The organism is Ectothiorhodospira sp. 9100, from assembly GCF_022227565.1.
Lineage (GTDB): Bacteria > Pseudomonadota > Gammaproteobacteria > Ectothiorhodospirales > Ectothiorhodospiraceae > Ectothiorhodospira > Ectothiorhodospira marina.
On sequence record NZ_JAJNAN010000001.1, the window covers coordinates 146469 to 169444 of the forward strand.

The window sequence follows — 22976 nt, forward strand, 5'->3', positions numbered from 1 at the left end:
TGCACGCGGAGGTTCCCAAGTCTTGAAACCCACCCCCCCATGGCGACGCTTCATGGACGCGGTGCTCAAACCCGGGCCGGATCCGGGCCTGGCCGCCGACATCCGCGCCCAGGCGCGTGCCCAGGCGCCCGTGCTCTGGCTGCTGGGCAAGGTGCAGTCGGGCAAGAGTTCCATCGTGCGCAGCGTCACCGGCGACCCTCAGGTGGAGATTGGCAGCGCTTTTGAACCCTGCACCCGGGCCTCGCGCATCCATGAATTCCCGACGGACGTGCCGGTGGTGCGTTTCCTGGATACCCGCGGCCTCGAAGAGGCGGGCTATGATCCCACCGATGATCTGGCCGTGGTGGAACGCGGTGCCCACGCAGTGATCGCCGTGGCGCGGGCCATGGACCCGCAGCAGGACACCCTCCTGCGTGTACTCAAGCAGGTACGCCAACGCCACCCGGATTGGGCCATCGTGCTGGTGCAGACACGCCTGCATGATGGTTATCCGGACGACAGGGACCACCCCAGCCCCGCCGCCCTGGCCAGCGACCCCGACCTGGAAGACCTGCGACGCGCCATGGAGACGCAGGCCCGGGCCTTCCGCGAACTGCCGGGCCATGGGCCATTCCACCAGGTGGCCGTGGACCTCACCCGCCCCGAGGACGATTTCAGCGAACAGGACTACGGCCTTGATGCCCTGCTGGACGCCCTGGAGGCGGCCTGCAGCGCCGGGCGCGCTGGCCTGATCCGGGAACTGGCCCGCAACGCCCGCGACAGCCGCCAGGCCCGCATCCGCCCGCATATCCTGGGCTATGCCACGGCCGCAGGGGTCACCGACATGGTGCCGGTGATGGGCATGGTCACCGTGCCCACCCTGCAGGGCAAGATGCTGCATAGTATCGGGGAATTCTATGCCCTCAACTGGGATCGGCCCACACTCAAGGCCTTTCTGGCGTCCCTGGGTTCAGGCACCCTGCTGGGCCTGGGTGCCGGGTTCGCTGCCCGGCAACTGGGCAAGCTGATCCCGGTGTACGGCCAGGCCGCTGGCGCGGCGGTGGCGGGTGCCGCCAGTGCCGCCGTCACCTATGCCCTGGGCCGCGCCGCCTGCTATTACCTGGAGCAGGTTCGTAGAGGGGTCGATACACCCGAGGGCGTCTCCGAGGCCTTCCACGGAGCCCTCAAGGAAGCCCACGCCCTGTTCCGGCGACAAAGTACGGAGACTGCGCCGCCCTCGCGAGGCTCTCCTTCATGAATCGGCCTGGCATGAATCGGCCTGGCACCCTCTGGCCCCGCTGGGGCGCCTTGGTCGCAGCCCTGGCTGCTGCCACCCTGCCCTTCCTGATTCTGATCCCCCTGGGGGCCTTCTGGCTGTGGCAACAGGGCTGGCTATTGATCTGGCTGGGCATCGCCACGGGGCTGGGGCTGGTCGGCTATACCCTATCCGTATGGCTGCAGCGCCGGGCAGAGCATTTGGATGCCAGCACCGATGCCACAGACCAGGGTGCAGTCTCGGCACCGGACACGGACTGGTCGCCCCGGGACATGGCGGCGTGGGAGAGCGTGCAGAAGATCGCCGCCGGGTCAGACCCCCACATCGTCGGCGACTACCGCCTGCTGCTGCTGGCCGGCCGACAGACCATCGAGCAGGTGGCTCGACACTATCACCCGGAAGAACGCCACCCCATGTGGCGTTTCACTGTGCCCGAGGCGCTGCTGGTCACGGAACGGGTGAGCGTGCGCCTGCGCCGGGTGATGCTGGACAAGGTCCCCGGCTCCCATCTGATCCGCGCCAGTCAGCTGATGCGACTATGGGATTTTCAGCCCGCCGCCAGTACGAGCATGCGTTGGTTCCGCGGCGCCACGCGCGTGTACCGGGCTGCCCGGCTGGTGAACCCCCTGGGGGCCGTCATGGCCGAGGCACGGGAACGCATGGTGTCCATGATGATGGGCGAAGCCGGAGATTATCTGCGCCGGCGGGGTGCCCGTATCTGGGTGGAGGAAGTGGGCCGCGCGGCCATCGAACTGTATTCCGGGCGACTGCGCATCGACACCGAACAACTGGACGAGGCCGCCGCCATGGAAGCCATGGGACCGGGCGTCAACCTGGCGGATCAGGCAGGGCCCATCCGCATCACGGTGGCAGGTCAGGCCAACGCGGGCAAATCCAGCCTGATCAATTGTCTGCTTGATCGGCTGGCCGCCGGTGTGGACGTGCTCCCGACCACCCAGGAGGCCAACGGTTACCTGCTTGAACGTAACGGGCTGCCGGAGGCGGTGCTCGTGGACACCCCGGGGCTCCAGGACAGGCAAGGCATCGAGGCCCTGGTGGACACGCTCTGGGAGAGTGACTACATCCTCTGGGTGGTGGACGCCCACCGGGCCGATCGGGCTCTGGATGGACGGGCCCTGGAACACCTGCGCCAGCGCTTTGCCGCCGATCCACGCCGGATCCTGCCCCCCATCCTGGTCGTCCTGAGCCATGTGGATCGTTTGTCACCGCCCCGGGAATGGGATCCTCCCTACGACCTGGAGGCCCCCGCACGCCCCAAGGCGCAGGCCATGCGTCAGGCCATGGAGGCAATCTCCAAGGATCTGGGCGTGGCCATGGAAGCGACCATCCCGGCGCGGCTGGATGTCCGGGACAAGGCCTACAACGTTGATACGATATGGGAGCGGATCACCAGCCAACTGGATCGGGCGCAGCGGGGACGTGCCATGCGCATTCTCCTCAAGGCCTCGCCGGGGGAATGGAAACGGGTACTGAAACAAACGGCCCGCGCCGGGGCAGAGGTCACGCGACGCTGGATGCGCTCGCGCTGATCAAGAGATCACACGCCATCATTGGGGCTGCCCAAATAGATGCCAGAGCAAAAATCCCCCGTAGATCCCCAGCAGGACAATACTGAGGAGGGTGATCGGACGAATCCCCATTTCCTCGGGCACCGGCTGCCCCTGCGCCTTGAATTGCCGCACCCGCCACCAGCGCTTTAAACGCCACCAGGCAAAGGCCAGCAAGATCAGCAGGGTGAGGAATTTAACCATGGATATCAGGCTCCAGTCGCTCCGATGGCCGGAACTGTGAATTCCATCCCGCGCAACGGAAGACAAACATTAGAATTTAATGATATGGTGTTACTCGTCATTCGCAAACAGGAGCATTGCTGACCATGAAGCATCTCAAGACCGGTATCATTTCCCTGGCCCTGCTGTTGGCCATGATTCCCCTGGCCGCCGCGGCTGAAAGCAACCGCGTGGTCGTGACCGTCACCACCGACGAACCCCAGACTCAGGCAATGGCCATGATCCTGTCCGGCCAGCTTGTTGAGCGCGGTGCCGAACTGCACGTGCTGCTGTGCGACAAGGGCGGCGAACTGGCCACCCGTTCCTATGAAGGCCCCACCATGAAGGGTGCCGACGCCACTCCGCAGCAGATCATGCAGAAGGTGATGCGTGGTGCTGCCAGTGTCCAGGTCTGCGCCCTGTTCCTGCCGAACAGCGACTACACCAAAGACGACCTGATCGACGGTGTTGGCGTGGCCACCCCGCCGCAGATGGGCGAACTGATGTTTGATGACGCCCGCTTCATGACGTTCTAAGGCAGCGGTTCCAACCCGCCCAAGGGCCATCCCGGCTTCGGCCAGGGTGGCCCTTTTTTTGTTGGCGCGCTCCATGACGCCCAAGACATCAACGGTACGACTCACCCCCGCTGATAGGTCCCCACCAGCCGATTCATGCCGATCACGGCCGGCTCGATCTTCTCCAGCAATTGCCACAGGGTGAGCCCTTCAGCCAGTTCCATCTCCCGATCCAGGGCCAGCACCCAGAAATAGTACTGATGCATGCCATGGCCTTCGGGCGGCATGGGGCCTCCATAGCCGGTACGGCCAAAATCGGTGGCGCCGCTGGTGTATTCCTCCACCCCCTCGGGCAGTCGGGTCACCGATGCCGGGATGTTATACAGCACCCAGTGGACGAACCCATAGGTGCCCCCTGGGGAGATCAGCGGGGCGTCCGGATCGTGGCAGATCACGGCGAAGGCCTTGGTGTCCTGGGGTGCGCCGTTCCAGGTCAATGCCGGCGAGACATCCTCGCCCTCCCCCGTGTGCCGGGTCGGAATGGCGCCGCCCTGGGAAAAAGCCGGGCTGGTCAGTTGCATGTCGGACGGTGCAAAACCCATGGTTTCCCTCCTATTGCGTAACCCCGGCGCAGGAGTGCGTCGGGTATGACTCTGCGCCGAGTCTAACAAAACCCCACCCCACCATCATTCACCCATCCTGTAGGAAAATGAGGAAAATGGGGACAGACCCCTTATATGTGGAAAAGGGGTCTGTCCCCTTATTCTGGTCACCTTTTAGAGGGGCTCCGTTCTGGGTATGGAAGGTAGTAGACTAGGGTCATGATGGGATTCCTCCAGGGTTTTGCCTACGGGCTTTTTCTCTCCTGCCTGCCATGGCTGATCATTGGCATGATCGAGCCGCGCTTGGCCGTGCCCGTGGATCCACCCACACGCTGGCAGGTGCTGTTGCGCTACTGGCTGATCATCCCCTTCATCGCCTTCATCCTCTGGGCCACCTCCCTGTTTGGCGGCTTTGGGCCCACCCTGGGCGGCTGGGTGGCCGGACTGCTGGCCATCTTCGTGGCCATCCCCGCAGAGCGCGGCTTGCGAGGCTGGCTGAGGTGGCGTGCCGAGCGGCGCCGGGAGGCCGAGCGAGAGGCGGCAGCGGCCCGGGAGCGGGCGGCGCTGGAACGCAAGGCACGGGAGGCCGGGCTGGCCATCCTGGACCCGGAGCAACCGCCGGTGGGCGCTGATGAACTGGTGCGCGCCCTGTGTCAGACCAAGGGTGATCTGCTCAAGGCAAGGCGGCCGGATCTCGCCAGCCAGGTGGATCGAATCTACACCCGCTATACCCACGTCAACGAGGTACTGGAGGGCAAGTTTGATGCACGTGAACTCACTTTCGAACGCTCCCTCAACCTGGTTCGGGAAGTCTCCTGGACGGCAGTCGATAACCTGAACTCCATGGCATCGGTGGCCCGCGGCGTGCGGGGTGTGGATGTGGAAAATGTCCGGGGCCGCCTGAACCGGGAAGCCCGCATGACCGACGAGGAACGTCGTGCCCTGGAACGACGCCTGGAACTGGTGGAGGAAACCGAAACGCGCCTGCGCGACCTGGGAGCCCGCAACGAGGCCGCCATCACTGCCCTGGATGATGCCGCTGTGGCCGTTTCCGCTGTGAGCACCGACCGTCCCCGCGCCTCGGTAGCGGCCAACCAGGCCCTGGAAGACCTGCGCCAGTTCGTGGAAAAGGCCCACCATTACGGTCGTCAGGGTGAGTGAACGTGGCTCCCTGCATACGTATCATGGAACCCCATGCTGTAGTCCCGACCCGAGGCCCGAGATGAACGCCAGCCGAAACGATACCGCCGACGCATCCTCCTTCAATCTCTCGCTGCCTGCCGCTGAGGAGATCGAATCCCAGGTCAAGCAGGAAACCGATCCCACGACGGTAACAGATGATCCGGAACTGAATGCCCTGGCGGATCGTTTCCTTGAGCAGGTGCTTGGAGGCGAGCCCAAGGAGGCGCCGGATCATCGCCACCGTCAGGCGGTGGACGAAATGGGGCTGGATATCCAGCGTCAGGCGGCTCATCGGAGCCAGATGCTCCAGGCCCCGATCCGCAAGCTGGCCCATCAGGGGGATGAGGGTGGCCCGGTAGCCAAGTCGCTGCTGGATCTGCGCGACCGGATGGTAGACCTGGATCCGCGTCGCCACAATCTCTCCGCCACCGGCCTTAAGCGCATGTTGTCCCGGCTGCCCGGTGTGGGCACGCCGTTGCAACGATATTTCAACAAGTTTGAAACCGCCCAGGAGGCCCTGGACGCCATCATCAAGGACCTGGAAGCAGGCAAGGATATGCTGCATCGGGACAATCTCACCCTCAGTGATGATCAAAAGTCCCTGCGCCAGAGCCTGGAACAACTCAAGCGCCAGATCGCCCTGGGGCGGCTGATTGATCGGCGGCTCAGCGAAAAATCCCGGCAGCTTCCGGAGGGTGATGGCCGCAAGCGGTTCGTGGACGAGGAATTGCTATTCCCGTTGCGCCAGCGCGTTGTCGACCTGCAGCAGCAGTTGGCGGTGAGCCAGCAGGGCATCCTGTCCCTGGAAGTGGTGATCCGCAACAATCGGGAACTGATGCGTGGCGTGGACCGGGCCATCAACGTGACCGTGTCCGCCTTGAATGTGGCAGTCACGGTGGCCATGGCCCTGGCCAACCAGCGTTTGGTGCTGGACCGGGTGGAAGCCATCAATACCACCACCTCGGATATGATCGCTGGCACGGCCCACGCGCTGCGCACCCAGGGCGTGGAAATCCAGAACCGGGCGGCCTCCACCATGCTGGACATGGAGAAGCTGGAGGATGCCTTCGAAGATGTGGTGGGCGCCATCGATGAGGTCTCTCGTTACCGCAAGGAGGCCCTGCCGAAGCTGGATGCACAGATCGACCGCCTGGACGCCCTGGCCCAGCAGGGCAACGAGGCCATCGAGCGCATGGACAAGGGGGATTCAGCCCGGGTGGACCAGGCCATTTGAGGTTGACCCGGGCCGGGGCGAAGGCCATGGTGTGGAGGTGTTCCCCGGTGGCTATCGAAAAGGGGACAGACACCTTTTCTCGGAGGTTGCATGATGAAACGAACGAATCAGAATCGCTTGACGGCCTTGCATGTGGGCGTGGGCGCGGCACTGCTGATGGTGGGCATGGCCGCTCCGCTGCAGGCCGACACCTCGACGACCCTGGCTCAGGCCGGGATGCAGCAACAACCCGGCATGGCGCAGGGGCAGCGGGGTATCGAGCAACTGGAGGCATCCCTCCGTCTGAACAATGAACAACAGGCCCTGTGGGACGAATTCATCCAGCACATGGGGCCCCGCCAAACCCCTGAAGATCGGACCCAGCGTCGCGAGGCCATGCAGGAAACCGATTTCCTGGATCGCATGAAGACGCGCGTTTCCATGGCAGAAGTGCGGCTGGAAGAGGCCCGAGAAGCTCGAAACGCCGCACGGGCACTATACCGATCACTGGACCGCGGGCAACGGGATATCCTTGATAACTCGCCTACCGCCCAGGAGTGGACCCGCGGACAGGATGAGGGTATGAGCCGGCCCGGCATGGGACAGGGTCGAGGGATGGGCCAGCAACCCCCAGGTCAGGGAAGGGGCCTTGAGCCACCACCCGCCGGCGGACTGAACCAGCCCGGCATGGGTCGATAACCCCCTCTCGGCCATCTACCGCACGGACCACTAGCACGCGGTCCGTGCGGCGCTTCCATAGAGGCTCTGTCGGGTCGAGGCTCGCCTGCGTGATACCCTGATCGCTCCGACACTGTCCCGCCACTGGGCCCCCTTAGCGAGCAGAAGCATGAATCAGACCGACCCAAAGAATGCCCCGGTCCACCATACCGTCCTGGCCTATCTACTCGCTCCCTGGCACCTCAAGGACATGCCTGGTATCACGCCGGAAGATCGGCAAGCCCGGGCGGCCTGGTGCCGGGACCACTGCGGGACCTTCGCCGGTCGCTGGATGCTGATTGCCCTGGGCGCCTGGATGATCCAGATCTCCCCGCTAGGCTTTCTGTTCATGCTCGGGGGCATGCCACTGCTGGCCCTGTTCTTCCCCGTGGCCTTCATCATCGGCATCGCCCACCTGGTGGCTCAACTGGTCTCACAGAAGCGCGCCGGCCCTCCTCGCATCGATCCACCCGCGGACCGGGACGATTGGGACTGATCAGCCCCCCTGATCCATACGCCAGCGCTGGTAGGTGGGAGAGTCCTCGTATCCCCTGGTGAGCACATACTCCAGCACCGAACGCAGCCGGTGCAGCCGCACCACCGAGTCGATTCGCAGGACCTCCTCACCCGCCTCGTCGAAGAAGATCAGCGTGGGGGCATAGAACAGCCCCAGATCCTCCGCCCATTCCCGTGCCGTCAGCGATCGCCCATCCGGGGTGAGAACCGGCGTCTCCTCCGACCACATATCCAGCTGCACCACCTGGAATAGATCCAGCAGTTCCAGCACCTGATCATCCCGCAGCGGCTCGGTATGCAGGATGTCGCAGGCATGACATTCCCCCTGCTCAAAAAACACCACCAGCGGACGATCGGCGGGGATATGCGAGCGATCCAGCCCAAAGGGCTCGGGGGCGAAGAACGCCTGATGATTCAGATCATCCGGATCAAACCGGGGTGGCGGGTCCGCACGCGCCAGATACTCGCGGAAGGTCTCATTCTCATAGTGACCATCAGCCACATACTCCAGGGCGGCACGAAAACGATAGGGTGAGTGATAGCCTCGCAGGCGAAATACCGGCGTGCCGTCCGGCTCATAGAAGATGAAGGCGGGCGTGAAATTCAACCCCTTGCCCACGGCAAACTCCCGCTCCGTCATGGACTCACCCTCAAGCGTGGTGATCTCCCGACTGCCCAGCACATCCAGCCCCACCACATTGAAGTGCCGACGCGTGTAGTCGAGGATGTCGGGCTCCGCGAAGTTCACCTTGAACAGGGCCTCGCAGTAAGGGCAGTCGTCCATGCCGATATACACCGCCAGGGCCCGCTTGCCCTGCTCCCGCACCTTCTCCAGATCCTCCCGCAGATCCAGCAGGGAAAGCTCGAACCAGTGGGGATGCTGCAGACCGATCAGGCGTGGCGTGTCATCGATGGGGGGCTGATCCTTCGCCACCGCCGCGGCCCCAAGACCCAGAAGCGCCGCCAGAAGCACGCCAGACCATCCGACCAGGATCAATCGATGTCGCGGTAAGAAACGCTTCATCGCCTACTCCTTTAAATGCCGATCAGTATTCAAGCCAGCAGCCTTCAACCGTGCGCGGAGACACCATTCACAACAACCCACGGGGAGAGCCTTGCAGGACGACCCACAATGACAAACAAGGCCCCCATCGAAGCAACAGAGGTGTCTGACCTCTGGAGGGGCGGTGAGTCTGTCCGCGGGACGTCGTGAATACGTCCCTGTAGACTTGAGCGCCGCTTCCCTGCGGCGCACACCCGCGGACAGGCTCACCGCCCCTCCAGAGGTCCACCCCGATGCCGATCGGAGACACCCGATGCCAGCCGCAGGCGCCGCGTGCCAACAAAGACGATCCGCCCAGGATCACCCGGCACCCACCTTTGGATCCAGCACACTCACCCCTCCCATATAAGACTGCAATGCCTCAGGGATATGAATGCGACCCTCGGCATCCTGACCATTCTCCACCACCGCCACCAAGGTGCGGCCCACCGCCAGGCCCGAACCATTCAGTGTATGCAACAACTCCGGCTTGCCCGTCTCCGGATTGCGATAGCGGGCCATCATCCGGCGGGCCTGGAAATCCTCGAAATTGGAACAGGACGAGATCTCCCGATAGGCATTCTGCCCCGGCAGCCACACCTCCAGGTCGTAGGTCTTGGCCGACGAAAAACCCAGGTCCCCCGTACACAGCGTCACCACCCGGTAAGGCAGCTCCAAACGTTGCAGGATGGACTCCGCATGCCCGGTCAGCTCCTCCAGAGCCCGCCAGGAATCGCCTGCCGGCACCAGCTGCACCATCTCCACCTTCTCGAACTGGTGCTGGCGGATCAAACCCCGGGTGTCCTTGCCATAAGAGCCCGCCTCCGAACGGAAACACGGCGTATGACACACAAAACGGGCCGGCACCTCGTTGGCCGCCAGGATGCTGTCCCGCGCCAGATTGGTCACCGGCACCTCCGCCGTGGGGATCAGGTAATAGCCCGGATCCTGAGCCATGCGGAACAGATCCGCCTCGAATTTGGGTAGCTGCCCCGTGCCCCGCAGGCTATCGGCATTCACCAGGTAAGGCACATAGACCTCCTGATAGCCATGCTCCCGGGTATGCACATCCAGCATGAACTGGATCAGGGCCCGGTGCAGACGTGCCATGGCACCGCGCATCACCGCGAAGCGACTGCCGCTGATACGCACCGCACTGTCAAAGTCCATCCACCCATGAGGCGCGCCCAGATCCACGTGATCCTTGGGTTCGAAAGCCAGCTGACGCGGCTCGCCCCAGCGACGCACCTCCTCGTTATGATCCTCATCATCCCCCTGGGGCACACTCTCATGGGGCAGGTTGGGGATGCCCATCAGGAAATCCGACAATTCCTGCTGCAATTCACCCAGGCGATTCTCGCAGTCCTTGAGTTCATCCCCCAGACGCGACACCTCCGCCTTCAGGGGCTCGATGTCCTCGCCCCGCGCCTTGGCCTGACCGATGGCCTTGGAGCGGGTGTTGCGCTCACTCTGCAATTCCTGAGTGCGCACCTGCAATTCCTTGCGGGCGGTCTCCATGCGATTGAAGGCATCGGTATCCAGCGTAAAGCCCCGGCGCGCCAGGCGGGCGGCGATGGTATCCAGGTCATTTCTGAGGGTCTTGGGATCGAGCATGCGTCCGTATCCAGGATCAGGAAAAAGGTGGATGAAAACTGAGGGGATGGTAGCACAGGGTCCCTTGGCGATTGACCGCGCGGGCCGGGGGTAGGACACTCCATGCAATGTCTTCGTGAGGAGGGTTTCATGTCCGCTCAACCCAAGACTCCCAAGGATCCGCTCTACCCCGATCCTCACCCTACCGTCAGCCCACAAGCGAAGGCGGATCTCATCAAGGCGCTTGAGCAGGCTCTTCCGGCAGACGCCGTGCTTCATGAAGAGGAGGACCTGCGGCCCTACGAGTGCGATGGCCTCTCCGCCTATCGGCGACTGCCCCTGGCCGTGATCATTCCCCATGACCTGAGTCAGGCGCGCGAGGCGCTGGCCATCTGCCGGGAACGTGGCATCCCCATCACCGCCCGCGGCGCTGGAACCGGGCTCTCCGGCGGCGCCCTGCCCTTTCCCAATGGCGTACTGATGAGCCTGGCGCGCTTCAACGAGATCATCCATCTGGACCCGGTCAAGCGACTCGCCCGGGTACAGCCCGGGGTGCGCAACCTGGCCATCTCCGAGGCCGCCGCCCCCCACGGGCTCTACTACGCCCCCGATCCCTCCTCGCAGATCGCCTGCTCCATCGGCGGCAACGTGGCTGAGAACTCGGGCGGGGTACACTGCCTCAAGTATGGCCTCACCGTTCACAATGTGGTGGCCGTGAAGATGCTCACCATCCATGGCGACCTGGTGACCCTGGGCTCCGAGGCCCTGGACAACCCGGGGTACGACCTGTTGGCCCTGATCCACGGGTCCGAAGGCATGCTGGGCATCATCGTCGAGGTCACCGTGCGCCTGCTGCCCAAGCCTGAGCGTGCCCAGGTACTCATGGCCGCCTTCGACAACCCTCAGGTGGCTGGCGAAGCCGTGGCCGCCCTCATCGGCCAGGGGATCATCCCCGGGGGGCTGGAGATGATGGACAACGATGCCATCCGTGCCGCCGAGGATTTCGTCCATGCCGGCTACCCGGTGGACGCAGCGGCCATCCTGCTGTGTGAGCTGGATGGCACCGAGGCTGAGGTCTCGGAGCAGGTGCATGAGGTGCGCGAGCTGCTGCTGGGGGCCGGGGCCACCGAGGTGCGCACCGCCACCGATGAGGCCGAACGCATGCGTTTCTGGGCCGGGCGCAAGGCGGCGTTCCCTGCCGTGGGACGCATCTCGCCAGACTACTACTGCATGGATGGCACCATTCCTCGTCGCCAACTGGGCAAGGTACTGGGCGGGATTGCCGAGTTGTCACGGGCCTACGGGCTCAGGGTGGCCAACGTGTTCCATGCCGGCGACGGCAACCTGCACCCGCTGATCCTGTTTGACGCCAACCGGCCAGGAGAGCTGGACAAAGCCGAAGAACTGGGTGGCCAGATCCTGGAGCTGTGCGTGGAGGTGGGCGGCACCATCACCGGCGAGCACGGGGTGGGCATCGAGAAGATCAATCAGATGTGCGTGCAGTTCCAGCCCGCGGAACTCACCCAGTTCCATGCCGTGAAGGCCGCCTTTGACCCCCAGGGTCTGCTCAACCCCGGCAAGGCCGTGCCCACCCTGCACCGTTGTGCCGAATTCGGTGCCATGCATGTGCATCGGGGGCAACTGCCCTTCCCGGATCTGCCGCGATTCTGAGCCGATACCCCCCAGCCTTCGAGACACGCCCGCCTCATGGCCGCCGCCACAGATGGTCGACACATACCCCCCTTTTTGGCTGGGGATCCTCCCCGCATATCCCTTCTCATTCCTGCACACGCCTCAAGATTGTTGACACATCCGTCAAATCCTCTAAGGTCTTGCCTTGACGATATACGAACCAGGCCCGTCACGGGCTCAATATTGAAAGGCCACCCACCAGAATGTGGCCGTCACACCCCTGACGGGGACTAACACAGCAGGAGCGAGTCATGGGTTACGCAGAGGTTTATAACCGCTCGGTCAATGATCCGGAGGGTTTCTGGGGTGAAGCCGCCGAGGGGATCGACTGGTACAAACCGTATGACAGGGTGCTGGATGACAGCCGTGCACCGTTCTACCACTGGTTTGCGGGCGGTGAACTGAACACCTGCTACAACGCGGTGGATCGCCACGTGGAAAGCGGCCGGGGCAAGCAGGCTGCCATCATCTACGACAGTCCCGTCACCCAGAACAAACAGACCATCACCTATGCCCAACTGCAGCAACAGGTGTCCCTGTTTGCCGGTGGCCTGGCCCGCCTGGGTGTGGAGAAGGGGGATCGGGTCATCATCTACATGCCCATGATTCCCGAGGCCCTGGTGGCCATGCTGGCCTGCGCGCGCCTGGGGGCCATCCATTCAGTGGTCTTTGGCGGTTTTTCTTCCAACGAACTGGCCACGCGCATCAACGATGCCAAGCCCAAGGTGCTGGTGGCGGCGTCCTGCGGCATTGAACCCAACCGGGTCGTGCCCTACAAGCCGCTGCTGGACAAGGCCTTCGAGATGGCCGAACACAAGCCGGACCACTGCGTGGTTCTGCAACGCCCTCAGGGACCGGGTGAGATGACGGCGGGGCGTGACGTGGAGTGGAATGAATCCATCGATGACGTGGAACCCCACCCCTGTGTTCCGGTCAAGGCCACCGACCCCCTCTACATCCTTTATACGTCCGGTACCACCGGCAAACCCAAGGGCGTGGTGCGGGACAATGGCGGCCACGCCGTGGCCCTGAACTGGAGCATGAAGAATATCTACGGCATGGAACCCGGCGAGGTCTTCTGGGCGGCCTCCGATGTAGGCTGGGTGGTGGGCCACTCCTATATCGTCTATGCCCCACTGCTCTATGGGTGCACCACGGTGGTTTATGAAGGCAAGCCCGTGGGCACCCCGGACCCCGGGGCCTTCTGGCGGGTGATTGAGGAATACCAGGTGTCGGTCATGTTTACCGCACCGACGGCATTCCGGGCCATCAAGAAGGAAGACAGCAAGGCCGAGCATCTTAAGCGCTATGATATGAGCAAGTTCCGGGCCCTGTTCCTGGCCGGCGAGCGGTGCGACCCCGACACCCTGGGCTGGGCTCAGGAGATCCTGGAGCGTCCGGTGATCGACCACTGGTGGCAAACGGAAACTGGCTGGCCCATCGCCGCCAACTACCTGGGTATTGAACAGTTCCCCATCCGACCCGGCACTGCCGGCAAGCCCGTGCCCGGCTACAATGTGCAGATCCTGGATGACCATGGCGAGCCCGTGCCTGCCGGTCAGATGGGTCGCATCATGATCAAGCTGCCACTGCCACCAGCCTGCCTGCCCACCCTGTGGCAAAATGATCAGCGTTTTCAGGAAGCCTATCTCAGTGCCCAGCCCGGATACTATCTGACCGGCGATTCGGGTTACCTGGACGAGGAAGGTTTCCTGTACGTGATGGGCCGTATCGACGATACGATCAACGTGGCGGGCCACCGGCTATCCACCGGCGCCATGGAAGAGGTGCTGGCCTCGCACCCGGCGGTGGCGGAGTGCGCCGTGATCGGCGTGCAGGACACCCTCAAGGGGTCGCTACCCATGGGCCTGGTGGTCATGAAGAGCGGTGTGGAGCAGGATGAAGAAAGTCTGCGCAAGGAGTTGGTGGCTCAGGTGCGCGACCAGATCGGCCCCGTGGCGGCTTTCAAGCTGGTGGCGGTGGTCAAGCGCCTGCCCAAGACCCGCTCGGGCAAGATCCTGCGCGCCATCATGCGCAAGATCGCCGATAATGAGCCCTTCCAGGCCCCGGCCACCATTGATGATCCGGCCATCCTGGATGAAATCCGGGAGAACCTGACGGGCATCGGGTATGCGGAGGGAAAAAAGGGGTAACCGGTATGCCCACTGCCCTCCGCGCCCCTCTCCCCTCAGGGGAGAGGGGTTGGGGTGAGGGGGGAAGGCAAATTGTCAGCAAACCTTTCCCTTTACCCCTGCTTTCCATGCTGTTAACCTAATATTGTTAACAATCCGGATCCACCCATGCCACCGTATACCGAGCAGCCAGGCGAACAGGGCGTGACCATTGCCGATCGGGTCTTCTCCCGCTTGCGCAAGGCCATTGTGGAAGGCCAGATCCCCGCTGGGAGCAAGATCAGCGAGCCGGAACTGGCCACTGAATACGGTATCAGCCGCGGTCCACTGCGGGATGCCATGGGGCGCCTCGAGGCCTGCCACCTGGTGGAACGGCGAGCCAACGTGGGCGCGCGTGTGGTCTCCCTCAGCCAGGAGGATCTGCTGGAACTCTACTTGCTCAGGGAGGCGCTGGAAGGTATGGCCGCCCGGCTCGCGGCGGAGCGTATGCCCGCCACGGAGATCGACAGCCTGCGTCAGCTGCTCAAGCAGCATGAGCAACGGGCCGACGTGAAGGACGGCATCGCCTATTTTCAGAAGGAAGGCGATCTGGATTTTCATTATCGGATCATCCAGGCCAGCGGTAATGCCCGTTTGATCCAGTTTCTATGCAATGAGCTATACCACCTGATGCGCATGTATCGGTACCAGTTCGGCATGGCCAGTTCCCGGGCAAGGATTGCCTTTCGGGAGCATCGTCATATCGTCGAGGCGATTGCCGATCGGGATCCGGAGATGGCCGAACTGATCATGCGCCGCCATATTCGCAGTTCACGGGTGAACGTGGAGATGCTGTTCGATGCCCAGGCGTCGTTGACCCGCCGACAGGGTCAAAACCTGGGAGCCACTGGATAGCCCCCTGCCAAAGCAGGTCTTCACGCCTACCTTCCGTTTTTCATTCCTTTGGTTTTTCAGGAGTTCACATGAGCGATCCATCCACGCCCGGGGCGCGCCTGCGTGCCGCCGTCCAGGAAGAACAACCCTTGCAGGTGGTGGGCGCCATCAATGCCTATCACGCCATGATGGCCGAACACGTGGGCTACAAGGCCCTGTATCTCTCTGGAGGCGGCGTGGCCGCCGGCTCCCTGGCCCTGCCAGATCTTGGCATCAGCACTCTGCACGACGTTCTGGAAGATGTGCGCCGCATCACCTATGTCACCGACGTGCCGCTGCTGGTGGACGCCGACACCGGGTTCGGCTCCAGCGCTTTCAACATTGCCCGCACCGTGAAGGAATTGATCCGCGCGGGTGCCGCCGGCTGCCACATCGAAGACCAGGTGCAATCCAAGCGCTGCGGCCACCGCCCCGGCAAGGCCATCGTCACGCAGGAGGAGATGGTTGATCGCATCAAGGCCGCCGCCGACGCGCGCGCCCAGGATTTCGTTATCATGGCGCGAACCGACGCCCTGGCCGTGGAAGGCATTGAGTCGGCCATTGACCGGGCCAGAGCCTGCGTGGAAGCTGGCGCCGACATGATCTTCCCCGAGGCCATGACGACCCTGGAGGAGTATCAACAATTCGTGGATGCGGTTGACGTGCCCGTGCTGGCCAATATCACCGAATTCGGCAGCACCCCCCTGTTCACCACTGAACAACTCAAGGGTGTGGGCGTGGGCCTGGTGCTTTACCCACTGTCGGCCTTCCGTGCCATGAACAAGGCGGCGCTCAACGTCTATGAGACCATTCGCCAGGATGGCACGCAGGAGGCCGCCCTGCATACCATGCAGACCCGAGCGGAGCTTTACGAACATCTGGGCTATCACGCCTACGAAGAGAAACTGGACCAGCTATACCGCAAAGGCGGCTAAGAAGACGAGACGGAGAACCGCGAAATGAGTGAAACCGAGAACAAGCCCAAGCCGAAAAAGTCCGTTGCCCTCTCGGGCACCGTTGCTGGCAACACCGCCATCTGCACCGTGGGCCGCACGGGTAACGACCTGCACTACCGTGGCTACGACATCCTGGACTTTGCCGATGAGGCGGAGTTCGAGGAGATTGCCTACCTGCTCGTCCATGGCACTCTGCCCAACCGCGCCGAACTGGAGCGCTACAAAGCGCTGCTGCGCTCCATGCGCGGTCTGCCCGCTGCCCTGCGCACCACCCTGGAGCAGATCCCACCTTCTGCCCATCCCATGGACGTGATGCGCACTGCCGTCTCCATGCTGGGCACCCTGGAGATGGAAAAGGAAGACATGAACGTGGCCGGCGCCCGTCTGATTGCCGACCGCCTGCTGGCCTGCCTGAGTTCAGCCCTGTTGTACTGGTACCACTTTGCACACCACGGTCGCCGCATCGATGTGGAAACCGACGACGACAGCATGGGCGGGCACTTCCTGCACCTGATGCACGGTCGCAAACCTTCCGAGGAGTGGGTGCGGGCGATGCACACCTCCCTGAACCTTTATGCGGAACACGAGTTCAACGCCTCCACCTTCACCTCCCGCGTGGTGGCGGGCACCAATTCCGACATCTACTCGGCCCTGACCGGTGCCATTGGCGCCCTGCGCGGCCCCAAGCATGGGGGTGCCAACGAGGCGGCCTGCGACATCCAGCAGCGCTATCACAATGCCGATGAGGCCGAGGCAGACATCCTTGAGCGCATGGCCCGCAAGGAAATCGTGATTGGCTTTGGTCATCCCGTTTACACCATTTCTGATCCGCGCAACAAGGTCATCAAGGAAGTGGCCCGCCGCCTGTCCGAGCAGCAGGGTGACATGCGCATGTACGAAGTGGCCGAGCGTCTGGAGACGGTCATGTGGGATGCCAAGAAGATGTTCCCGAACCTGGACTGGTTCTCTGCGGTCTCCTACAACATGATGGGGATTCCCACACCGCTGTTCACCCCGATCTTCGTGATCGCCCGCACCGCCGGCTGGGCGGCCCACGTGATCGAACAGCGCCAGGACGGCAAGATCATCCGTCCCAGTGCCAACTACATCGGTCCGGAAAATCAGGCCTGGGTACCGATGAACCAGCGGGGCTGATCTCTCCCCTCATCCCCGCCCCTTCTCCCCTCTGGGGAGAAGGGAGAGACTTTAACCCCTCTCCCCAGAACAGAGAGGAGAAGGGAAAGACTTTGGCCCCTCTCCCCTCTGTTCTGGGGAGAGGGGTTGGGGTGAGGGCACCGGCGGACACATACCACCCAAACCAGGGGGAATGACCCATGACCGCAACCACCGCCGATACCAATGTTCGCCCCGATCCTGATCCCGAACTGACTGCCATCGCCGATTATGTCTGCGGCGACCCCATCACATCCACCGAGGCCCTGGATACCGCACGCCACTGTCTGATGGACTCCCTGGCCTGCGCCCTGCTGGCCCTGCAGTATCCCGAATGCACCAAGCACCTGGGCCCGGTTGTCCCGGGCACCCTCGTGCCCAACGGCATCCGCATCCCGGGCACCTCGTTCCAACTGGACCCCATCCAGGGGGCCTTCAACATCGGCGCCATGGTGCGTTGGCTGGATTTCAACGACACATGGCTGGCCGCGGAGTGGGGGCACCCCTCGGACAACCTGGGTGCCATCCTTGCCGTGGCCGATCACCTGAGCCGACAGGCCGTGGCCAACGGGCACCCTCCCCTCACCATGGATCGAGTCATCCAGGCCATGGTCAAGGCCCATGAGATCCAGGGGGTGCTGGCCCTGGAGAACAGCTTCAACCAGGTGGGACTGGATCATGTGGTACTGGTCAAGGTCGCCTCCGCTGCCGTCAGTGCCCATCTGCTCGGTGCCCGACACGATCAGGTGGTCGATGCCGTCTCCCAAGCCTTCGTGGATGGTCAGGCCCTGCGCACCTATCGCCATGCCCCCAACGCCGGCTCGCGCAAGTCCTGGGCCGCGGGCGATGCCTGTGGGCGCGCCGTGCGCCTGGCCATGATGGTGATGAAGGGGGAGATGGGCCTGCCCAGCGTGCTCAGTGCGCCTCGCTGGGGCTTTTACGATGTCCTCTTCAAGGGTCAGCCCTTCCGTTTTCAGCGGCCCTATGGCAGCTACGTGATGGAACAGATCCTGTTCAAGATCAGCTTTCCCGCCGAGTTCCACGCCCAGACGGCAGTTGAGGCCGCCCTGGCCCTTCACGACCAGGTGAAGGACCGCCTGGACGAGATCGATCGGGTGGAACTCACCACCCAGGACTCCGCCATCCGCATCATCAGCAAGCAAGGCCCCCTGTACAATCCTGCCGACCGGGACCACTGCCTGCAGTACATGGTGGCCATCCCCCTGATCTTCGGAGAACTGACCGCCCGCCACTATGAAGACGACATCGCCGCCGATGCGCGCATCGATGCCCTGCGGGAAAAGATGCAGGTGGTGGAAGACGCACGCTATTCCAGGGAATACCATGATCCGGACAAGCGCTCCATTGCCAACGCGGTGCAGGTCTTCTTCAAGGACGGCACGCACACTGACAAGGTGGAAGTTGAATACCCCATCGGTCACCGGCGGCGTCGCGACGAAGGCCTGCCCGAGCTTGAACGCAAGTTCGAGGGCGCACTGCGCAGCCGTTTCCCCAAGGGTCGAGCCCTGGAGATCCTGGCCTTGTGCAAAGATGCGAACCGTCTGGTCGACACGCCGGTGCACGAGTTCATGGACCGTTTCATGATCTGAATCCGCGCCTGTCTCTGTCGGCGCACGCCCGCAGGCACTCACACACGACAACACCAGGAGGTTTTTTCATGCCCGCAGAAGCCACATACCAGGATCTGGGCCACGGCATCACCCTGATCGACGCACAGATCCAGCGCCCCGGTCTGGCCGCCTGCTATCTCATCCAGGAAGGTGATCGGGCCGCCTTTGTGGAGACCGGCACCGCCCTGTCCGTTCCCGGGCTACTGGAGGTTCTTGAGCATCAGGGCATCGATCAGGACCAGGTGGACTATGTCATCCCCACCCATGTCCACCTGGATCACGCCGGCGGCGCCGGGGCACTCATGAGGCACCTGCCCCAGGCCAGGCTGGTGATCCACCCGCGGGGTGCCCGGCACATGATCGACCCCTCCAAGCTCATCGCCGGGGCCGCGGCAGTCTATGGTGAAGAGGCCATGGCACGGATGTTCGGCGAGATCCTGCCCATCCCGGAGGAGCGGGTCATCCAGGCGGCGGACGGCGATACGGTCTCACTCAATGGCCGCACCCTCACCTTCCTGGACACACCCGGGCACGCAAAGCACCACTTCAGTGTGGTGGACGAGATGGGTCATGGGGTCTTCAGCGGGGACACCTTCGGGCTGTCCTATCGTGAGTTCGACACCAACCGAGGCGCCTTCGCCCTGCCCACCACCACACCGGTGCAGTTTGATCCCGACGCCCTGCACGCCTCGGTGGATCGCCTGGTGGATCAGGGGCTGGAGTACATGTACCTCACCCATTACGGGCGAGTGGGCGACCTGGCGCGACTGCAGGCAGAGCAGCACGAGCTGATCGATGCCTACGTGGACATGGCCCGCGAACATGGCGATGCCGGCGAAGGACGGCACGAGGCCCTGGTCGAAGGGATGATGACCCTGCTGGTGAAGCGCCTGCGCGCCCACGGCTGCGACCTGCCGGAACCCCGCATCAGGGAACTGCTGGGGATGGATGTGGAATTGAACGTGCAGGGTCTGGAGTTCTGGGTCGATCAAGCCAAGGGATAAATTTTTCGTCGGATATTTCCTCTCCATTGCACTCCCTGCCGGTCAAGGACCTCCAATACCTGCTTCAGGTCACGTCGGATCTGCGCGATGCGATGCACCAGACCCACGGTGGCGAGCGTGTCCGGGGACGCGGCATGGGCGCGCCTTGCCAAGTGAATCCTGCCAACACAGCAGCATCGGCCAGAAAGATCGTGGAGTGGCCGTTGGTCGTGCAGTGTCTGTTGTCGGCCCGGAGCAGGCATTCATTGATAGTGGATGACGACCCCAGTGGGACGTTAAGCCGACACTGAAACAATTCTCAATATTCTAAGCGATGCCTGTTCATCGCCTGTGGAGAATCATAGACACTGCACATCAGGGGAGCGGTCGGCGCTCTCGAAGGATTGCTTCGATCGCCTCAATGATTCCGCCAGGGTGAACTTCTTGACCCTCATGCATAGCGATCACAAATTCCTGGCCCCACTGCTGAGCGATTAAGCGTAATCGATCGCACAGGGATTGCAGCCGAGGCCATTCGTCCTGTTCGCTAACATAATCGATGCAGCGGATCGCGGCATTGAGCCCAAGTAGGGCGATGTCGCAGGGGACCGTTGCGCGGGTCCAAACCATGCTCATGTAGTCAGCCTCAACTACAAGAGAAAATGAGGCATATCACCAACCATCCGCCACCGTCCGACAAGAAAAGGCCATCAAGGCATCCGCCAACTCGACGATAAGGTCATGATGGTGAGCCTTGAATCTTGGATTGTCCGGAACCTGGCCCAACAAAGGGGAATACTCACGAAATTAGAAATAACGGGAAAACCCTATGCTCACCTCGCAGGCATCGCCATCCCCTTCCACTCCCGCGCGCAGATCCAGGGCCTCACCCAGCGCCATACGATGGTTGAACAGCCAGTGCGTGCGTCGCCCCCCCTCCCCCTTGAAGCCTTCGGCATGAAAGACCTGGATCAGACTGCGCTGGCTGGTCGTCCAGTCGCTGAGTAAACCCAAATGGGCCATTGGCACGAGAAAACCGGACTGATGACGCTCGCTGCGCAGCTTTCCACCTGCCATGGCAAAGGGCAGATGGCGGCCAAGTCGGTAGGACTTGCCGGCCGACAGCATCACGTGTGCGTCCAAGCAGCCGTTGCAGTCGAGACGAGTGCGCTCGAGTCCGCTAGAAGCGTGCCATACCACGCTGGGCAGAGCTGGCAACCGGATGCTGCGCGCATGCAGGTTAGTGATGTTAAAGAACTCCAGCCTGCGCAAGTGCCTACCATCATGGCCGATATCGAACTCGGTGCGGCCGATCTCCAGGGCCGCATAGGGCATGCGTGTGGCGTTGCTGTCCAGAAGGTCATACTGGAGGGGACGCAGCGTCAGACGGGCGAAGCCGCCCATTTCATCGTTGTAGATCCCCTCCACGCGTACCAGCGCCGGTGGCGTGGCCTCGTGCAGCGGCACTGGATCATCATGTTCCAGGGGATCACTCCCAACTGGTAACTGCAGTCTGGCCTGGAGCAATTGCCGATTGAGCTCGGCCATACCCGGATCATCGCCGGTCTGCTTCAGAAAAGCCGCATGACCTAGCAGGGTATCCAGTATGGCCGCCTGGCGGGCAGGTGGCAGCTGTAGATAAGACTTGGACCGCAGATCGAGGGTATCCACCTGGGGCCATACCGCCCGGGCGGTGGCCTGTTCGTCAACAGTGAGTGCCTGGTAGCGCCATTCGGTCTGCAGCCGTCGCGATGGCACGTATTGAATGCTTCCCAGCAGCGGGCGTCCCGCTATCTCGGCCTCGGCAATCGCCCGCACCAGGGTTTCGGGTGCCACCCAGGGCGCATAACCCGGCGTGAGATCATCGTCCACCACAAGCTCAAGAGTACGAGCAATGCGTGAGGCACAGTTCTCTGTAAGGAAAAGATATTCGAAATCCTGACCTATGACTTCAAAGAGATGCGCCACCAATAGCTCGAGTTCGGCGGTGGGCAAGGCCAGTCGGTAGTGCCAGAGGTCACGCATCTCACGTTCGGAGTAGAGCGCAGTATTACGGTAGAAAGGCGCGCGCGAGTATCTGGCCTCATAGCCACCCAGCAGGCCCTTGGCCATATAGGTCACCAGTCCTTCATCTTCCGGCACATCTGCGCCAAAATTAAGGCTGGTATCCAACAGCCGTGTCAGCGTCGCACCTAGATCTGGATTACCCTGCTCCAAGTGCAGCATCAGATGCCCGAAGAATGAAGCGGGGTTGCCCAGGTAGCCAGAAGCAAACATCACCCCCACCTGCGCACCGGCATACTCCTGCTGCCATTCCTCCCACTCTGGACACTCCGCCTGAGGCCATCTCTCCCCTGTCATGCGGGTCAGCCACAAAGCGCGAGCTGGGAAACGACAACGTGCATGAGGCTTCCCTTCCACGGGCGGCGCTCGCAGCCCGGTCAGAGTCGCAGTCATTTCAGCCTCGGGGTCATGCCTACCGTTCGCGGCCAGGAAAAAATCATCGTCTAGTACCGCGCTGCGCGGTTCGCTAAACAAACCGTCACGGTCAAAGTGCAAAAGGGATAGCCACCGTGGATGCTCGGCCAGCTCAACATTAGATGCCAAGGCACCGCCCGAAAAGAGGCACAGCAATACCGACAGCGTCACCAGGAGGCGTCGCATGGATGGTTTTGTCCTTACAAAGGGAGGAAACCTGAGGGACCGGGGAGCATTCCTCCCCAGTCTGAAACCATCTTAGCCGGCGCAGTCGGCGGCAGCCTGGATCAAGCTGTCGTAGTACTGATAAGCTTGATCCGCGTGAGCTTGACCAGCGTAACCAACACTGGCGCTGGCTTGCTGCAGGTCGGATCGCAATTGGGTGACCACGCCTTGACTGGCCACGGCATCGCAGCTCATCAGCCCTAACGCGGCCGTGAGGTGTTCACCCTCCCCCATGGCGGTTTCCATGGCCAATTGCTCATAGGTCTCATCTACAAACCTGGCGACCTCAATCTCCTTGCTACTACATGTCTGAGGGGAGAGGGTTGCCGAAGTCACAGCAGTGGTGCCCGAGTCCCAGATAACGTTAGG

At 62.7% G+C, this 22976-nt stretch carries 20 protein-coding genes and 1 pseudogene; 14 read left to right on the top strand and 7 right to left on the bottom strand.

Annotation, left to right across the window (positions count from 1 at the left end; genetic code table 11):
* Nucleotides 1-52: 52 nt before the first annotated feature.
* Both LPW29_RS00730 and LPW29_RS00735 read left to right on the top strand, forming a co-directional pair.
* Nucleotides 53-1237 (top strand): YcjF family protein, encoded by a 1185-nt coding sequence (locus LPW29_RS00730; protein ID WP_238626428.1) that lies wholly within the window; start codon nucleotides 53-55, stop codon nucleotides 1235-1237.
* 11 nt (nucleotides 1238-1248) lie between these two features.
* Nucleotides 1249-2805 (top strand): GTPase family protein, encoded by a 1557-nt coding sequence (locus tag LPW29_RS00735; RefSeq protein ID WP_238626407.1) that lies wholly within the window; start codon nucleotides 1249-1251, stop codon nucleotides 2803-2805.
* Between the two features lie 18 nt (nucleotides 2806-2823).
* On the opposite strand, the gene LPW29_RS00740 is transcribed toward LPW29_RS00735, so the two are convergent.
* Nucleotides 2824-3027 carry a hypothetical protein gene (locus LPW29_RS00740; protein WP_238626408.1) on the bottom strand — a complete coding sequence of 68 codons (204 nt, stop codon included), beginning with the start codon at nucleotides 3025-3027 and terminating at the stop codon, nucleotides 2824-2826.
* Between the two features lie 125 nt (nucleotides 3028-3152).
* Between LPW29_RS00740 and LPW29_RS00745 the strand changes: the two genes are divergently transcribed.
* On the top strand, nucleotides 3153-3581 hold the full coding sequence (locus LPW29_RS00745) for a hypothetical protein (protein ID WP_090253704.1): 429 nt from the start codon (nucleotides 3153-3155) through the stop codon (nucleotides 3579-3581).
* A gap of 101 nt (nucleotides 3582-3682) precedes the next feature.
* On the opposite strand, the gene LPW29_RS00750 is transcribed toward LPW29_RS00745, so the two are convergent.
* Nucleotides 3683-4162 (bottom strand): YbhB/YbcL family Raf kinase inhibitor-like protein, encoded by a 480-nt coding sequence (locus LPW29_RS00750; protein WP_090253706.1) that lies wholly within the window; start codon nucleotides 4160-4162, stop codon nucleotides 3683-3685.
* A 219-nt stretch (nucleotides 4163-4381) separates the two neighbouring features.
* On the opposite strand from LPW29_RS00750, the gene LPW29_RS00755 reads away from it, so the two are divergent.
* From LPW29_RS00755 to LPW29_RS00770, 4 genes are all read left to right on the top strand, one after another.
* Nucleotides 4382-5323 (top strand): cobyrinic acid a,c-diamide synthase, encoded by a 942-nt coding sequence (locus LPW29_RS00755; protein ID WP_238626409.1) that lies wholly within the window; start codon nucleotides 4382-4384, stop codon nucleotides 5321-5323.
* A gap of 61 nt (nucleotides 5324-5384) precedes the next feature.
* On the top strand, nucleotides 5385-6578 hold the full coding sequence (locus LPW29_RS00760) for a toxic anion resistance protein (RefSeq protein WP_238626410.1): 1194 nt from the start codon (nucleotides 5385-5387) through the stop codon (nucleotides 6576-6578).
* A gap of 93 nt (nucleotides 6579-6671) precedes the next feature.
* Nucleotides 6672-7256: a Spy/CpxP family protein refolding chaperone gene (locus tag LPW29_RS00765; protein ID WP_238626411.1), complete on the top strand. Its 585-nt coding sequence runs from the start codon at nucleotides 6672-6674 to the stop codon at nucleotides 7254-7256.
* Nucleotides 7257-7404: 148 nt separating this feature from the next.
* Nucleotides 7405-7770, top strand: a complete 366-nt coding sequence (locus LPW29_RS00770; protein WP_090253714.1) for a hypothetical protein — start codon at nucleotides 7405-7407, stop codon at nucleotides 7768-7770.
* Here LPW29_RS00770 and LPW29_RS00775 read toward each other — a convergent pair whose 3' ends face one another.
* Together LPW29_RS00775 and serS are read right to left on the bottom strand one after the other, a co-directional pair.
* Nucleotides 7771-8814 carry a thioredoxin family protein gene (locus tag LPW29_RS00775; RefSeq protein WP_238626412.1) on the bottom strand — a complete coding sequence of 348 codons (1044 nt, stop codon included), beginning with the start codon at nucleotides 8812-8814 and terminating at the stop codon, nucleotides 7771-7773.
* Nucleotides 8815-9153: 339 nt separating this feature from the next.
* Nucleotides 9154-10446 (bottom strand): serine--tRNA ligase, encoded by a 1293-nt coding sequence (gene serS, locus LPW29_RS00780; protein ID WP_238626413.1) that lies wholly within the window; start codon nucleotides 10444-10446, stop codon nucleotides 9154-9156.
* A 129-nt stretch (nucleotides 10447-10575) separates the two neighbouring features.
* Here serS and LPW29_RS00785 point away from each other — a divergent pair, with 129 nt between their 5' ends.
* The 7 genes from LPW29_RS00785 (at nucleotide 10576) to LPW29_RS00815 (ending at nucleotide 19925) form a co-directional block, all read left to right on the top strand.
* Nucleotides 10576-12096 (top strand): FAD-linked oxidase C-terminal domain-containing protein, encoded by a 1521-nt coding sequence (locus LPW29_RS00785; protein WP_238626414.1) that lies wholly within the window; start codon nucleotides 10576-10578, stop codon nucleotides 12094-12096.
* Between the two features lie 272 nt (nucleotides 12097-12368).
* A complete protein-coding gene (locus tag LPW29_RS00790) occupies nucleotides 12369-14270 on the top strand; it encodes a propionyl-CoA synthetase (RefSeq protein ID WP_238626415.1) in 1902 nt (633 codons plus the stop codon).
* Nucleotides 14271-14417: 147 nt separating this feature from the next.
* Nucleotides 14418-15143 carry a GntR family transcriptional regulator gene (locus LPW29_RS00795; RefSeq protein WP_090253726.1) on the top strand — a complete coding sequence of 242 codons (726 nt, stop codon included), beginning with the start codon at nucleotides 14418-14420 and terminating at the stop codon, nucleotides 15141-15143.
* 68 nt (nucleotides 15144-15211) lie between these two features.
* Nucleotides 15212-16096 carry a methylisocitrate lyase gene (gene prpB, locus LPW29_RS00800; protein WP_238626416.1) on the top strand — a complete coding sequence of 295 codons (885 nt, stop codon included), beginning with the start codon at nucleotides 15212-15214 and terminating at the stop codon, nucleotides 16094-16096.
* 24 nt (nucleotides 16097-16120) lie between these two features.
* Nucleotides 16121-17272 (top strand): bifunctional 2-methylcitrate synthase/citrate synthase, encoded by a 1152-nt coding sequence (gene prpC, locus LPW29_RS00805; protein ID WP_238626417.1) that lies wholly within the window; start codon nucleotides 16121-16123, stop codon nucleotides 17270-17272.
* Nucleotides 17273-17451: 179 nt separating this feature from the next.
* Nucleotides 17452-18900, top strand: coding sequence for a bifunctional 2-methylcitrate dehydratase/aconitate hydratase (locus LPW29_RS00810; RefSeq protein ID WP_238626418.1), 1449 nt, complete (start codon nucleotides 17452-17454; stop codon nucleotides 18898-18900).
* Nucleotides 18901-18968: 68 nt separating this feature from the next.
* Complete coding sequence (locus LPW29_RS00815; RefSeq protein ID WP_238626419.1) at nucleotides 18969-19925, top strand: MBL fold metallo-hydrolase; 957 nt, start codon at nucleotides 18969-18971, stop codon at nucleotides 19923-19925.
* A 786-nt stretch (nucleotides 19926-20711) separates the two neighbouring features.
* Here the strand turns inward: LPW29_RS00815 and LPW29_RS00820 are convergent.
* From LPW29_RS00820 to LPW29_RS00825, 3 genes and pseudogenes are all read right to left on the bottom strand, one after another.
* Nucleotides 20712-22265, bottom strand: a complete 1554-nt coding sequence (locus LPW29_RS00820) for an Lnb N-terminal periplasmic domain-containing protein (protein WP_238626420.1) — start codon at nucleotides 22263-22265, stop codon at nucleotides 20712-20714.
* Between the two features lie 15 nt (nucleotides 22266-22280).
* A pseudogene (locus LPW29_RS15705) lies at nucleotides 22281-22568 on the bottom strand (DUF7843 domain-containing protein); the annotation flags it as partial.
* A gap of 72 nt (nucleotides 22569-22640) precedes the next feature.
* The coding region (locus LPW29_RS00825; protein ID WP_238626421.1) for a DUF3015 family protein at nucleotides 22641-22976 on the bottom strand (336 nt) is incomplete at its 5' end.